Origin of the sequence: Xenorhabdus stockiae (assembly GCF_002632825.1) — a bacterium.
Lineage (GTDB): Bacteria > Pseudomonadota > Gammaproteobacteria > Enterobacterales > Enterobacteriaceae > Xenorhabdus > Xenorhabdus stockiae.
On record NZ_NJAJ01000031.1, the window covers coordinates 22,840 to 38,018 of the forward strand.

Annotated in this window: 17 protein-coding genes; 6 read left to right on the top strand and 11 right to left on the bottom strand. The window is 39.0% G+C overall.

Going from position 1 to position 15,179, the window contains the following annotated elements; translation table 11 throughout:
• Positions 1–40: 40 nt before the first annotated feature.
• Genes Xsto_RS15240 through Xsto_RS15260 form a run of 5 tightly spaced genes read right to left on the bottom strand, consistent with a single transcriptional unit; the run spans position 41 to position 4,012 of the window.
• The gene (locus Xsto_RS15240; RefSeq protein WP_099125589.1) at positions 41–1,069 is read right to left on the bottom strand and encodes an FAD-binding oxidoreductase; all 1,029 of its coding nucleotides are present in this window, start codon (positions 1,067–1,069) and stop codon (positions 41–43) included.
• Entirely contained in the window at positions 1,056–1,913 is an 858-nt protein-coding gene (locus Xsto_RS15245) for a sugar phosphate isomerase/epimerase family protein (RefSeq protein WP_169926657.1), read from the bottom strand. Before Xsto_RS15245 ends, Xsto_RS15240 begins: the two co-directional genes overlap by 14 nt.
• An 11-nt stretch (positions 1,914–1,924) precedes the next feature.
• The gene (locus Xsto_RS15250) at positions 1,925–2,950 is read right to left on the bottom strand and encodes a LeuA family protein (protein WP_099125591.1); all 1,026 of its coding nucleotides are present in this window, start codon (positions 2,948–2,950) and stop codon (positions 1,925–1,927) included.
• Positions 2,928–3,272, bottom strand: coding sequence for an AzlD domain-containing protein (locus Xsto_RS15255; protein ID WP_099109034.1), 345 nt, complete (start codon positions 3,270–3,272; stop codon positions 2,928–2,930). The genes Xsto_RS15250 and Xsto_RS15255 overlap by 23 nt, the downstream gene beginning before the upstream one ends.
• A gap of 2 nt (positions 3,273–3,274) precedes the next feature.
• Positions 3,275–4,012, bottom strand: a complete 738-nt coding sequence (locus Xsto_RS15260) for an AzlC family ABC transporter permease (RefSeq protein ID WP_141554521.1) — start codon at positions 4,010–4,012, stop codon at positions 3,275–3,277.
• A 403-nt stretch (positions 4,013–4,415) separates the two neighbouring features.
• Here Xsto_RS15260 and Xsto_RS15265 point away from each other — a divergent pair, with 403 nt between their 5' ends.
• The 4 genes from Xsto_RS15265 (at position 4,416) to Xsto_RS15280 (ending at position 7,566) form a co-directional block, all read left to right on the top strand.
• On the top strand, positions 4,416–5,177 hold the full coding sequence (locus Xsto_RS15265; RefSeq protein ID WP_099109036.1) for an amino acid ABC transporter substrate-binding protein: 762 nt from the start codon (positions 4,416–4,418) through the stop codon (positions 5,175–5,177).
• Positions 5,178–5,295: 118 nt separating this feature from the next.
• Positions 5,296–6,003 (top strand): amino acid ABC transporter permease, encoded by a 708-nt coding sequence (locus Xsto_RS15270; protein ID WP_099125592.1) that lies wholly within the window; start codon positions 5,296–5,298, stop codon positions 6,001–6,003.
• Entirely contained in the window at positions 5,987–6,751 is a 765-nt protein-coding gene (locus Xsto_RS15275) for an amino acid ABC transporter ATP-binding protein (protein ID WP_099120060.1), read from the top strand. The genes Xsto_RS15270 and Xsto_RS15275 overlap by 17 nt, the downstream gene beginning before the upstream one ends.
• 41 nt (positions 6,752–6,792) lie before the next feature.
• Entirely contained in the window at positions 6,793–7,566 is a 774-nt protein-coding gene (locus Xsto_RS15280) for an amino acid ABC transporter substrate-binding protein (protein WP_099125593.1), read from the top strand.
• A 92-nt stretch (positions 7,567–7,658) separates the two neighbouring features.
• Here Xsto_RS15280 and Xsto_RS15285 read toward each other — a convergent pair whose 3' ends face one another.
• On the bottom strand, positions 7,659–8,672 hold the full coding sequence (locus Xsto_RS15285; protein WP_099125594.1) for a zinc metalloprotease: 1,014 nt from the start codon (positions 8,670–8,672) through the stop codon (positions 7,659–7,661).
• 615 nt (positions 8,673–9,287) lie between these two features.
• Between Xsto_RS15285 and Xsto_RS15290 the strand changes: the two genes are divergently transcribed.
• Positions 9,288–9,791, top strand: coding sequence for a GNAT family N-acetyltransferase (locus tag Xsto_RS15290; protein ID WP_099125609.1), 504 nt, complete (start codon positions 9,288–9,290; stop codon positions 9,789–9,791).
• A gap of 51 nt (positions 9,792–9,842) precedes the next feature.
• On the opposite strand, the gene rraB is transcribed toward Xsto_RS15290, so the two are convergent.
• Entirely contained in the window at positions 9,843–10,265 is a 423-nt protein-coding gene (gene rraB, locus Xsto_RS15295) for a ribonuclease E inhibitor RraB (RefSeq protein ID WP_099109041.1), read from the bottom strand.
• Between the two features lie 354 nt (positions 10,266–10,619).
• Between rraB and argF the strand changes: the two genes are divergently transcribed.
• Positions 10,620–11,639, top strand: coding sequence for an ornithine carbamoyltransferase (argF, locus tag Xsto_RS15300; protein ID WP_099125595.1), 1,020 nt, complete (start codon positions 10,620–10,622; stop codon positions 11,637–11,639).
• A 299-nt stretch (positions 11,640–11,938) separates the two neighbouring features.
• On the opposite strand, the gene Xsto_RS15305 is transcribed toward argF, so the two are convergent.
• The 4 genes from Xsto_RS15305 to Xsto_RS15320 form a co-directional block, all read right to left on the bottom strand.
• A complete protein-coding gene (locus tag Xsto_RS15305; RefSeq protein ID WP_099125596.1) occupies positions 11,939–12,877 on the bottom strand; it encodes a hypothetical protein in 939 nt (312 codons plus the stop codon).
• Positions 12,878–13,131: 254 nt separating this feature from the next.
• On the bottom strand, positions 13,132–13,752 hold the full coding sequence (locus Xsto_RS15310) for a LysE family translocator (RefSeq protein ID WP_099125597.1): 621 nt from the start codon (positions 13,750–13,752) through the stop codon (positions 13,132–13,134).
• 46 nt (positions 13,753–13,798) lie between these two features.
• Positions 13,799–14,344: an RNA 2'-phosphotransferase gene (locus Xsto_RS15315; protein WP_099125598.1), complete on the bottom strand. Its 546-nt coding sequence runs from the start codon at positions 14,342–14,344 to the stop codon at positions 13,799–13,801.
• Between the two features lie 24 nt (positions 14,345–14,368).
• Entirely contained in the window at positions 14,369–15,166 is a 798-nt protein-coding gene (locus Xsto_RS15320; protein WP_099125599.1) for a nucleotidyltransferase domain-containing protein, read from the bottom strand.
• Between the last annotated feature and the right edge of the window lie 13 nt (positions 15,167–15,179).

Genomic DNA, 15,179 nt, shown 5'->3' on the forward strand with positions numbered 1-15,179 from the left:
ATTAAGCCACTGTATATTTGCAGTGGCTTTTTTTTGATTGCTAGCTATTAGGATAGAATACATCAACATGAATATAATCTTCATTCAGTTGATAACTCTCTTTTAATAGCTCAGACATATCACTGATCATATTAGGAGAACCACACATATAAACTTCTATCTGATTATTCTGGCCAATCTCTTTTTTAAAGACATCCTGCACATACCCGTAATGGGCTTCAGGATGGTCTTCTTCATCTGACCGTGATAAAGCCATATGGAAATGGAAATTTCCTAATGTGTTTTTCCAGTTATCGACAATCTCAGAGAAATAGTGATCGACTTTTCGTCTTCCTCCCCAAAAAAGATGAATATTTCGTTCATTGAATACGCCAGATTCTATTATGGATTTTATCGGTGCAAATCCTGTTCCTGTCGCAACAAAAACAATATCTCTTACCTCATCATGATAATCTGAAATAAAATCACCATAAGGCCCGTATATCCACAATACATCATTAACTTTCAGCTTTTCACAAATCACATCTGAAAACACGCCATTTTTATTCTTAGCTACATGAATTTCAACATACCCATCATCCTTCGGGATATTAGCTACAGAATAATACCGGCATTTTCCATTAGGGACTTCTATACCAATATATTGTCCCGGAATAAAATCCATCTTAGATCTTTTCGATAGCTTAAATCTTATAACCGTGATTCCGGGTGTTCTTGTTATATCACATATAACAGCACCTTCTTTGGTATCTGAAAGCGTCTTATTATCACCATCTGTTTCACAAACAATATTGCTCTTGGCAATCGCGCAGCATGGTAAAAAGTAATTATCGTCCAGTTCTTTCTTTGTTAATCCAATTTTATTCCCGACCGTATACTCTATATCACCGGATAATAACTTTAACTTACAAACCCGACAGGCTCCCAACCGGCAACCATTTTTTAAAGAATGCCCGTTACTTTCGGCTTGTTCCAATATAGTTATGTTTTCATCAGAAAAAAATTCGATTTCAGTTTTATTAATACTAACAAAATGTTTCATTTTACAATTAGGATCATTCCATGCCATTCAAACATTCAACATACTTCTTCCCGGCGATAATAAATTCTTCCGGTGAAAAACCGCCGCCTGATTCTTCAATAATAAAATTACCCTGATAACCTTCACTCACCATATAGGATAATACTTTGTGATAGTCGAAGTTGCCTTCATCCAACGGTAAATGAACGTGTTCGCCATTCAGTACATCATTGAAATGCGCATTCCTAATATAAGGCAGAATTCTTTTTAATCCTTCCTTATATTCTCTGGTACTGTTTTTGTGCATAAATGATTCAAAATGCACAATGTCCAGAGTCAGGAAGACACCGTACTGATGGCATAAGATCTCATGCTGTTCATCACTTAGTACGATATACTTTTCTCTATCACTTCCGGTATTTTCCAGCAGGATAGTCATGCCATTTTCTTTTGCAACTTCTGATAATTTCTCGATAGATTTAGACAGTTGCTGAAAATCAAAATCAGAGATTCCATTATCATCAAATTCAAGATAGCCGGGATGAATAGTAATGTATTCAGCACCAATCTTCTTCGCTTCATAAATGAATGACTCAAGATAATCAACAGCAATAATTCTGTCCAATTCTTCACTATTAGCAATATCGGTTTTTATACCGATATAAGGCGCGTGGACAGAATAGTAAAGATCATTATCTTCTTTTAACTTATTCAATACAGCAACTTTCTCATTCCATTTCTCAGGATGATAATCAATTAAATCTCTTAGCTCTTTTTCAAATTCAATTTCAATGCGCTTAAAATCTTTACTTAACTGTTCAACCAAAACGTCTATATCTGCCGGGTTTTCAAAAATGTTTGTTGAGAAGCCAATTTTCTGAGAAAAATTCATAACCATTCCTATTAAATATCTTGCTGAGAAAGTTTACTGCTTGATAATCTGTTAAAATAAAACTTTCGTTCTAAACCCAATGTATCAGGGTTGATGAATTCGTAAGTTTCAGGGAATTTTTTAATTCCGTTTTGGTGAATACCTGCGCAAGTTGAAAACGCATATTTACCTAATAAAGGTTTATTAGGATGAGGCAATTTATTGATAATGTCATAATAAAAATTGCATAGGTTAATCAGATCCTTCATATCAATATCTGCTTTAAACCTATTTTTATATTCACTTCTATATGACAAAATTGCCATTATTTCTTCAAACGACGCATTACCACAACGCTCACCGACTCCACCCAGTGTCACCTGTACTTCATCTGCTCCGGCATCAATTGCACTGATTGAATTAGCAACCGCCAGTCCCAAATCATTGTGACAATGAACAGAGAACCGTATACCCGGAAACTTATTTTTAAAATAACTAATCAGATTACTGATATATAGCGGTGTAGCACAACCTGTTGTATCGGCAAAGCAGATATCATTAACATGGTAAGCTGTCAGTAACTCAATTTTCTCTTCTAAAAGATCAAAGCTCCCTCTTGATGAATCTTCTAAAATAGCTGAAACTTTACCTGTATAATCACTATTAGCTATATATTCCAAAGAATCTTTCAGCATCAATAATATGCTGTCTTTGGTAGAATCAAACTTTTTTCTGATATGTATTTCTGAGCCAACACACAGCAAGTTTAATTTGGGCTTTTTAAATCTGCTTAAAGCTAAAATTGTTCTTTCAATATCATCAGGTCTTAATCGGCATAAAGAGGCAATATAGGTGTCTTTAAAATCTATATTAGATGATGCGGCCTCATAAAAAAACTTTTCGCTATCTTCACCTGTTACCATACCAATCTCAATAGAATCAACCCCTAAATCAATTAAACGCGGTAACAATTTCAACTTTTTTTCATTCGAGAGTAAACACCCAATCCCCTGCTCACCATCTCTCAATGTTGTATCAAAAAAACATATTTTTTTCATTAACCCACCATGATATTAATGTAAATAAAACAGATGATATAATTAAGCTCTTTAATATAGAGCCAGTGCGCTTACTGATAAAATAAGCAGTTATAACCGTAATAATTGCAAGAGCATACTTAATTTCAAAATGATAAATTAATTCGCTGATTTTTATATTACCAAGAGAAATATTTACAATAATACTGCCAAGGATAAAACATACTGAATAATCTAAAGAGGTAATAAGAAAACCATCTTTCTTAATTTTCTTGTTACCCATTAAAAATGGTATAACCCGAAGAAGGTAACTGATTGCTCCCATCAATAAGACCATAATCATGTTCAGGCTCCCTTTTTAATTTTTAATTCATAAAATGCAATACACATTCCAACCATAATGGGTATTGCTATATCCATAAGCTGAATATTTAATTCATTGATGAATGGTGCACACAACCCACCTACCAGCGTAGCAAAAACAGACAAATCTTTTCCGGCACGCTTAGCGGTAAGAGATGAAAAATGAATCGGAATTAACATCACAAGAAAAAGAGAGATTGAATCGTAATTCAGATAATCTGAAGATACATATCCCAATAAGGTTGCAAGAACAGCGATAACAAAACTGGGGATAGATACACCCAGATAATAATTAAACTGTGCTTTTCCTTCAGGGATCTTCTCCGAAACTAAATGAGCATGAGTTACAGTGTATGTGCTGGCACTGAATGCCAACATTGACAATACAACCTTGCTTTTTGAGATGCCATGAAAATACTGTGACATAACCATCGACATCAGAAAGAAGCGAAAGTTAATGATCAGGGTTAGTATTATCACTGATAAAAATGCGCCATTAGCAAGATAATTAACAACCGCAACCTGCAATGGTGCAGCAAAAGTGAATACAGAACCCACCATTGTCTCTATTAATGAAAGCCCTTTATTTTGATACAAAGCACCAACGGATGCAAAAATGAGGAAAAAAGAAATGCAAACAGGTAATGAATCTAACATTCCTTTTCTAAATAATGAACTTTGCATTGAACACCAACTTTTAATATCAATAAATTCACACAAAAAATCATAATATGGAAAAACATTACATTAAAAAAAATGATGCTTCAATGTTTTTGACGCTATGTTATTGAGAACAATTATTATTAATGCAGCTTTCACATTTAATTACTTTTATTCCATATTAATAAAACCATTAAATAACAAAAATAAAACCAATTAAAATCAAATAGATAATAAAAACAAAAAAACAAATATGTTTTTTAAAAAATGTTTCTCTATTATTAAAAAATGGAAGTAATCAACATTGTTTACAAGAACAGGTATGAACTATTAGTTTTCTCACAATATTTTCATATGAGAATTAAAATACATTATATAATTTCCTATTATATATAAATCATTGGGACTAAAAAGCCAGTCATGTATTATATTTGATAATAACTCTCATTATCAGGAAGTTAAAATGAAAATTATCCATAAAATATTATTAGCAGGAATGATTCAACTGGGCTTTACACATTTAACTTATGCAGAATCCACTCTGAGTAAAATCCAGTCCTCTGGCATATTCAGGATCGGAACGGAGGGTGCGTATGCTCCATTCAGTTATCATGATGCCTCGGGAAAATTAACTGGGTTTGATGTAGAAATCGGCCGTGAAATTGCCAAACGAATGAAAGTAAAACCTGAATTTATTGAAGGGAAATGGGATGGGCTGATTGCTGGTCTGGATGCTAGGCGATCAGATGCAGTTATGAACCAGATTGCGATTACCCCCGAACGCCAGAAAAAATATATTTTCTCCTTGCCTTATGTCATTTCAGAAGCTGTTTTGATTACCAGAACCGATAACAATAAGATTAAAACGTTTAGTGATTTAAAAGACAAAAAGTCCGCTCATACCTTAACCAATAACTTCGCCCAGATTGCGCGTCAGCACGGAGCAGAAATTATCGCTACAAATGGCTTTAATCAGGAAGTTGAGCTTGTCAGTACGGGCCGTGCAGATGCCACCATCAACGATAAACTGTCCTACCTCGATTATAAAAAACATCGCCCAGAAGCACCGGTACAAATTGTGGCAACCGATACCCATGCAGCACAGACTGCTGTACTCCTGCGCAAAAACGATACCGAGTTAAAGGCCGCAGTCGATGAAGCCATTACTGAAATCAACGCTGACGGAACTTACCAACGCATCTGGGACAAGTATTTTAGTCACTGATCCGCCAGTTCTAAGCTATAACTTTATTTTATATAAGGATGCTCTCTTATTGCCATATCATCACTAAAACAATCTTATAAAAAATAAATACTTTTTGATGTTAATATAGGAACGATATATGACTCCATCCTGGCTCAGCTTAGCACTGGATTCTCTTTGGCCAATGATTTACGCAGGCCTGACATTCACTATTCCCCTCACCCTGATCACATTTGCCCTCGGGCTTACGCTGGGGTTTATCGTTGCCCTGATCAGGCTTTACGGGCCTAAGCCATTGGTTGTAGTTGTACGTTTTTATGTCTGGCTGATCCGCGGAACACCGTTATTAGTGCAACTGTTTCTGATATTTTATGCACTGCCCAGCATCGGCATTACACTGGAAGCATTCACCTCTGCCGTGATTGGCTTTACGCTGAACGTCGGTGCTTACACATCAGAAGTTATCCGGGCTGCGCTGAATTCAGTGCCTAAAGGCCAATGGGAGGCTTCCCACTCTATCGGCATGAGTTGGTGGCAATCCCTGCGTCGTATTGTTCTGCCACAAGCTGCAAGAGTTTCTATTCCGCCACTGTCAAATACCTTTATTTCTTTGGTAAAAGATACCTCACTGGCGTCTGTTATTACCGTGCCGGAAATGTTTCTGGCCGCACAGCGCATTGCCGCTGTGACATACCAGCCACTGATCCTGTACACCGAAGCAGCCATTCTTTATCTGCTCCTGAGTTCGCTGTTATCAGCACTGCAAACCCGTATGGAAAACAAGTTCTCTCAGCAATACGCTAAAAATAGCAATAATAAGGAAACCAATAATGATTCAGCTCTCTAACATTGAAAAAAGTTTCGACGGACAAAAGGTGCTGAAAAATATTAACCTGACGATTAAGGAAGGCAGCCTGACCGCCCTTATTGGCCCTTCTGGCAGTGGGAAAAGCACCCTGTTACGCTGCATTAATCTGCTGGAAATTCCACAGGCCGGTCAACTTATGCTGGGGAAAGAAAAAATCACGTTTACCGGCAAAGAGCGGCTTTCCCACAAGGAAATCCAGCGCTTTAGTCTGCAAACCGGCATGGTATTCCAGAATTTCCAACTTTTTCCACACCTCACTGTGATTGAAAACATCATGGAGGGGCTGATTTGGGTACAGAAATGGCCTCGTGAACGTGCCAGAGAACGGGCGATGGAGCTACTGGAAAAAGTTGAAATGTCGCATAAAGCGGATGTGTGGCCAACCACATTATCCGGTGGTCAGCAGCAGCGTGTTGCAATCGCCAGAGCGATGGCACCATCGCCAAAGGTATTATTATGTGATGAACCAACTTCAGCCCTTGACCCTGAACTATCAAAAGAAGTCGTTTCTGTACTGAAACAGTTAGCAGATGAAGGGACAACAATGTTAATGGCAACGCACGATCTGCGTCTGGCTGCTAACCTTGCTCATGATGTTATCTTTCTGGAATTTGGGGAAATTATCGAATCGGGAAGCGCCAAACACATGTTTACCCGCCCGGATCACCAGCGCACCATCGAGTTTGTTTCAACTCTGACTGAAACTTTACCGGACTGGCAAATATAGAGAGCCACTACATTTTTATAAAAATTCATTTGGAGAACATCATGAAAGTATTCTTAAAATTGCTGCTTGCAGGTGCCGTTACTCTTGCTATCGCTGCTCCCAGCTATGCCGGTAAAGATTTAGATGCCATAAAAGCCTCTGGCGTATTTAAAATTGGTACAGAAGGGACTTACCCTCCATTTACCTACCACGATGCCAGCAATAAATTAACCGGCTTTGATGTCGATATTGCCAGAGAGATTGCACGTCGTATGGATGTTAAACCTGAGTTTACGGAAGTAAAGTGGGATGGTTTAATTGCAGGGCTGGATGCTAAACGCTTTGATGCGGTTGTTAATCAGGTTGGTGTGACTCCTGCACGGGAAGCCAAATTCAGCTTTTCAATCCCTTACACAACATCTCAGGTTGTTCTGATCACCCGTGATAACAATAACAGCATCAAATCCTTTGATGACCTCAAAGGAAAACGATCCGCGCAATCTTTAACCAGCAACTACGGGCAATTAGCAACATCTTATGGTGCCACACTGGTCAGCACGGATGGTTTTAACCAGTCCGTTGATTTAGTTGCCACCGGTCGGGCTGATGCCACTCTGAATGATCGTTTGTCATTTCTTGACTTCAAAAACCAACGCCCGAATGCACCGGTTAAAATTGTCGCTCAGCAGACTGATGCCAGTAAATCGGCCGTTTTAATGCGCAAAGGTGATCCTGAATTAGTCGAAGCGATTAATAAAGCACTGCAAGGCATGAAAGATGACGGAACTTACGCCCGTATTTCCGAGAAATACTTTGGCACTGATATTTCTAAGTAATTAGTTAACCAACTGATCAGATTATATTCTTCAATTGCATTATCTTCTGCAAAGCGTCGGATATAATCTGATCAAGCTACTCTAAATCTACATTAATGCGACAGAGCCGTAATAATTGGTACTATCCTTTTTGCCAGAGGATAAACGGTACTATGATTACAATACTTACTTTTTGTAAGCGAAAGTGAACGAGAAGATATGTCGAAATTCTCCCGATGTGGACGACAATCAAAAGAAAGCTGACTTAATATCACATTTATTTCCTGTTCAGATACAGCAATATTATCCAGCGTTAAATCTTGTCCAAGTCTTTGCCGTAGAGTGAGTAAAAAATCGGTTAAATGTTGAAGCATTATTGGAGTATCATGGCTATCGGGCAACCAATATACATCGTACGAATTCGTTCTATAAATGCGTGGGTGTATATCTGTAACGAAACTTGGCCCATTAACAATCTCATCAGGGTGAGCTAATCCTAGAGCGTGTCCCATCTCATGAAGTATCAGTGCATATGTATTATGCTCTGCATACTCTCTAAAAGATCTACCTCTCCCCATAGCGTCTTCCCAGTTGGTGAAAACATCATCTGTTATAGGAATACTTGGCCGGAAAAATATCCCTGCTGATGTGATGCCGTAGTCTGTCACATCCTCTTCATATTCTCTCGAATGAGGGAAGACAGTGTATGCATCCAAATTCCCAAGATAAAGGCCTGCATTACTACTATCTAGCATAACAGGTAGCATCGTTTGCAAAATGAAATTTGCAGATTCTCCTTCTCTCCTTTCCCTAACAGTGAAATGTGGTGCTGTCACACGACTCCAATATACTGCAGCGCGTTGCATAAGTGGTGCAATCGGAATATTTTCAACATCATCATGGTGTGTATACTGTATTGATAAATTTGGATCAGACAGTGTATATCGTAGTACACTGCCATACCCTACTAGAGGATTGTAGGTATCACCATTTTCATCAAAAAATAAACCGACAACAAAGTTTTTGGGATCACTATCAGATAGCGTTTTATTATCTGCTATGGCAGAAAATGGCGGAAACGACGATACCATGAATATTAAAATAAATATTTTCTTTATTAGATTCATTATAGTTTCTCCTACATTACCAAATATCCCATCCAGCCCATAATAGTACTATCAGTTCATTCTCCTGATCATCCGAGTTTGGAATACATTCCACATAAACTTTCAGCTTTGGAGAAAATTTAAATAACCATCATTAAACCATCAATTTTATTGTGCAAAATGACTCCCGCCATGCGGAAAAAAATTAAAAATATATAAAAACAATAAATAAAATTAAATTTTCCATGTTAATTAATCATTCCGAAAAATTTGATATGATATTAAAATGAATTGCGTCTCATTATTTTTAAAGTAATTGCATCACATGAAAGATGCACACAGGGAACAAAAATAAATTTTATGACAATTAAATAAAAATAATAATTAAGCTAAAATAAAAACCAGAAAGAACCAGTAAAGTTCTATATTTTTGTGACCATAATACTTTATTATAGTGTCTAATTTTTAATTCTGCTATTTTGCCATAAAAAATTTTAAATAGGTTGAGAAAATAAAATTAAATACTTTTATATACAGTTGATTTCAGGATATATTCAATTCATGCTATTACCCAAAGCGCTTAGTCAAGCGCTGTCATCCAGTACCAAAAAAATCAAAATACATAACGAGGGAACAATGGTCAAAAATACAACACCCGACTACATCATCCGCCCTATTACCCAACAAGATAACCCAGATATTGCCGCCATTATTCGTGAAGTATCCGCCGAGCACGGTTTAACAGCTGATAAAGGCTTCGCCGTCGCTGACCCAATTCTGGATACTCTGTACGAAGTTTACAGCCAGCCACGTAGTGCATACTGGGTGGTTGAAATGGCGGGGAAAGTCGTTGGAGGTGGCGGGGTTGCTCCACTGTCAGGAGGCGATAGTAATACCTGTGAACTGCAAAAAATGTATCTTTCTTCAGCATTACGGGGCAAGGGTGTTGCCAGACAAATCGTAAAACAATCGCTGGAGTTCGGTGTGGAACAGGGCTTTACGCGCTGTTATTTAGAAACGACAGAAAACCTGAAAGCAGCCATCGCTCTGTATGAAAAACTGGGCTTCAGTTACCTTGATGCGCCCCTAGGCAATACTGGGCACAGTGATTGTGAGGTTAGAATGGTTAAGATGCTGTAAAAACATAATAATATGCCCCGCGCGAACCGTGGGGCAAATGCGATAGAAAACTCAGTGTAATCTGGGTTCATCTTCTTCCGGGAAAAGATCACCTACATCATCGTCATCATCTGAAGCATTAGGGTCTTCAAAATAAGTTCCCCAGCCATCGTAATTCACACCCATTTTTTCAGCCAGATCCATCAATTGCTCAACCTGTGCGATGATCAGATCAGCCTCCAGACGGCTCTCACTGATTACATCACAACACATCAAAATAACGCGATCTTCTGTTTCCAGCTCTTCCGCATCTGTAACTTCATAACCAAGTTTAAATGCTTCAACTGCTGCTTTCTCCAGACGGTCAAAATCGTCTGCTGAAAAGTGGTGTTCAATGATATAAAGCGCTTCAGGATCACTGCCATCTTCCAATAACTCTTCGATGATCAAGCGAGTTTCTTCGCGCTGTTCTTCCAGTGCATGTGGGTCTGCCATGCCAATCCCCTCTGTCAGTTGGCTATCCTGTTCCGCATTCTCCCATCTTTTCTTTGCAAAGGATATAGCTATCCCGTGCTGTTAAACCAAAAGTACAGGCCTTAAGCGCCGGGCCACTATTCTCTTGGCTATCCTTAAATCTTCAATACACACTATACACTTCGTCTTTCCAGTTGCCTCTTTGTTGGCTGCGCTCGTTCACCCCAGTCACATAGTTTCTATGCTCTTGGGGGTTCTCTCTCTTGCCGCCGCGACGCATCTTGAAATCCATTGTGTATATAGCGCTTGTAATAAGATTTTTTATTGATATATAGTGCATATTAATTCAATTTTTCCCTATGGAGAAAATGCCACATGAATCCATTTTTTCACCGTCATCTCCTGAGATTACTTGATTACAAGCCTAAAGAAATTGAGCTTTTTTTATCTCTGTCAATGAAATTGAAATCGAATAAAAAATCAGGTAAAGAAATTCCCTTGCTGGCAGGAAAGAATATCGCCCTGATTTTTGAGAAAGACTCCACCCGCACACGCTGTGCATTTGAAGTTGCAGCACATGACCAAGGAGCTAATGTCACCTATTTAGGTCCCAGCGGCAGCCAGATTGGGCATAAGGAGTCGATCAGGGATACAGCAAGGGTACTTGGGCGTTGGTATGATGGCATTCAGTACCGTGGCTATGGGCAGACAATAGTCGATACGCTGGCAGAATATGCTGGTGTTCCCGTCTGGAATGGACTAACGGATGAGTTCCACCCGACTCAGCTACTGGCAGATTTGCTGACGATGCAGGAACACAGTAGAAAACCCTTAACTGAAATAAAACTGGCCTATCTGGGCGATGCCCGTAATAACATGGGTAACAGCTTGCTGGAAGCGGCTGCACTAACGGGATTAGATTTGCATCTGGTTGCACCAAAAACCTGCTGGCCGGATGCTCAATTAGTGAGTGAATGCCAAAAACAGGCAACGAAAACAGGTGGAAAAATCACACTGACGGAAGATATCGTGGCTGGCGTACAGGCTGCTGATTTCCTTTATACCGATGTCTGGGTCTCAATGGGTGAGCCTAAAAATGTCTGGCAGGAGCGCATTGAATTATTAGCGCCTTATCAGGTTAATATGGATCTCGTGAAACTAACGGGAAATCCAGATGTGAAATTCCTGCATTGCCTGCCGGCTTTTCATAATGAAGAAACCATTCTTGGTAAACAGCTTGCGGAAGAATTCAACTTGTCTGGTGGTCTGGAAGTGACTAATGATGTGTTTGAATCAGAATACAGCATTGTTTTTGATCAGGCAGAAAACCGTATGCATACGATTAAGGCTGTCATGGTGGCTACATTGGTTAAAGAATTAGACTTTGATATTTAACACGCTATTTGAGAACTAACTCTATATACAATGGATTTCAAAATGCGTCGCGGCGGCAAGGGAGAAACAAATTCGTCAGGTACGAATTTGCCCGGCCAAAGGCTGAGCTCCGGTGAAAGACTGGAGCCTCTTAGTAATCTCCAGAAGCATAGATAATCGTATGTTTATAAATACGGTAACTAGGGTAAGTGAGTGCAGCCAATATAAAGATAGAAACAACTTGAAAGACGAAATGTCTATAAGTGGAAATTAAAATAGACGCCAGTATCTTAGCAACCGGCGTCTCAATAGATATCGGCTTAGTCAACAAAATGTAATGAACTAAAGTCATTGGTTGTTTCCACTAGAAAAGTATGGCGGCATCCAAAATTATCCACTATCTCGGCCATACAGCCCGCATTTATTTTTCTTTCGTGATGAACGCGATTATCACAAAATCCAAGAGTTGCTCTGAACTCATTATTTTTAATGGGAAAATGTAAAATAGTATCTCCACCCGGTACATTTTCCGTTCTTATTAAACTCTTAACTGGAATATCTAAAATATCCCTTTTTAACATGACACTCATTCGTGCAGGATCTTCACCAGGCAAATTACGACCTATAATTCCACCTTCAGGAATAGCCTCGTATTTAAAACAAAGAACTTTATATTCTTTAATGTATAATGAATCTGGTAATCCCCAAGAGTAAAAACTAATACTTATATAATTTTTGGTTTCAAATTCATTTAAATAAGCTATTTTTTGTTCTAACTTAAGTTCACGATGATCTACTTTATACGGTGCACGGGGTAATATTGTTACTACTTTATCATCTTGTGTGCTGGAAGAGTATATTTTTCCATTAATGGTCACTGTCGCTACAAGCTCCATTTTATCACTTGCTTCCGCCCGAAAATAGCGATAAATAGTCTCTGGATTTATATCTCCCTGCTTATTTTTATTCTCATTGATTGTATTACTATTTATTACTTCCCCCCTAATTCCTTCATCATACTGATTCTTTACTTTATCACAGAACCAGGGAGATCTGAGAGGAGTTTCGGGATGCTTTTTACTCGCTAGCGTCACACTCTCCTTTTCGTCTTCAGTTAATGGCGTATCAACACCATCCACTTGTTTTATAATATTAATAACCAATGTGACTTGCTGTCTACCATTATAATAAAATTTATCCGTCCTTCTGGGATCTCCAGAAGATATTTTAATATCAAATGTGCGAAAAGTAACATTCATTTAATTATCTCCTCATTTATTATATTTATACCATTCCTATAACTGTGATAATGAGAAATATAATAATCAATTAATTTAAATATAGAATAACCCCATCAAATGGTCAGAAAAACACAAGGTTTGTTTAAAATGGAAAGTCACTTTAATAAGCTACGTCCATTGTCTTTCAGATTGTAAACTGAAAAGACAATGGATAATATGTCGAACATAAATATATTGTAGAATACAAATATCAACCTAAGCTCAACGAAGTTTCAACGCCGGCTAAATGCTAATTTAAACGCAAAAAACAGAAATAATCCTCCTGTCGCCCGATTCATCCATTTGATGACATTACCACGCTTTAACACATGGGAAAGCGGACGTGTGGCAAAAATCAGAATCAGTGACCATATCGTACCCAGTGCGGCATGAATAGCAACTAAGCCAAATGTCCAGATCATGGGTGAATGCCCTTGAGGAATAAACTGAGGCAAGAAAGAGACATAAAACACACCTACTTTTGGGTTCAGTACATTTCCCAGCATGCCCCTGATAAACCAGTTCGACGCTTTAACCGAAGAAGTATTCACACCACCAAGATCGGTATTAGGGCGAAAGATCATCTGAAGACCTAACCAGCATAAATACAGCGCTCCACACCATTTCAGAATATTGAATGCCAGTTCAGATACAGCGATCAATGCACCCAAGCCAAATGCCACCATCGCTCCCCATATAAAACATCCGGCATCAATTCCAAGAGCGGCCTGAAAGGCTTTTTTCCCACCTTCCGCCGCAGCGGTTCTTAAAACCAAAGCTGTATCCAGACCGGGGGTTAATGTCAATAACGTAGCAGCAATCATGAATGCCAATAGAGAATCCAAAACTGTCATTTTTATCTCCAGAGTTAGGTGTGCATAAACATGTTTAATTATGATGTTACTTCATACTGATATATTCGACAGGAACCGCCTTTGTCAACCAGACACCGTTCTCGGCCTGATGGAATTTAATTCCCTGTTCATACATTAACTGGACATCAATTTTTAGAATAGCAACTTTACCATGTCGTTGACCCACCTTAATCGCGGTCATTTCATCTGCCGATAAGTGCACATAATGACGATTTCCCGCCACCAGCCCTTGTTTAAATATTGAATCCAGAAAACGGGTTGCTGTACCGTGATACAAAACGGCCGGAGGTATCTTTTCCTGATAACAGATATTTACCCGTTTGGCTGAGTGCCCCTGTACTGCCCTGATACGTTTCCGATCCTCCGAAATCGCAAAGCGTTTTTTATCATTAGTCGCGACAATTTTCTCAATCATAGGGTAATTCAGCCGCTTTCCTTGCTTCACTGCACATTTAATCAACGTACTGATATCCGCCCAGCCTTCACTATCCAGTGTTAGACCAATGGATTCAGGCTGATGACGCAATACGTAACTTAAAAATTTGCTGATTTTAGTATCGATATGATCCATGTTTTCCCTCAGTAATCGGCGTTTTTATCTATTTTTCATTACCCAACGCTTCAGATAACTATCAAGTAAATCCTGATTGCGTTCACGATTATCCTTCAGCTCACAACGCACTACTGTCTCATTCAGTTCTGATTCAATAAATGCATGGACTCCCGGCTTGCGCAAACCATATTCTGCTTCATTGGCAGCTCGTTTAATTCGCAGTAAATCTGCAATTTCTGCTTTCAATTGAGGATCATAAACTGTACCCGCCACCAGCGTTTCAAAATCTATGGGAGGAGTACCTTTACCCATCTCAATCCAACGCACAGCCAGTAACGGACGTAATACGTAAAAGTATTTTTTTAGCCGAACCTGCTCGCCCTGCAAATAACCCCTGAAGTTTTTCTTCGCCATTGAAAGATAGTGATAACGCGCTTTAATATCCGAAAAAAAATGCGGCACCATCGCTTTCAGCCCATTAGTTGCAGCCGCATCTGCATGATAGATGACGGGAGAATCCAGCCATTCCACCAAAGTCGGGTTAGCCTGCTTCAATAGTTTTAAAGCCTTGCGCAACTCCCAGCCACTGATATCCAGCTCATCATTTATCGGCTGTTCAATCACATCCCGCCCAGGTTCCACTTTGAGATACCAGTCCACGGGGTGAACATAAATGAATCGCACATCATAATCACTGTCCGGTGATGCAAAGCCCCACCCTCGACTGCCAGACTCACAGGCGTACAGTATCCTCACGCCATATTTTTTCTCTATTTTATACAGTTCTCTTTTAATACGAGCCCGCATTGCCGGGCTGACTGTTTCTGCTTCCCTTTCCATTTTCTTTTTCCTG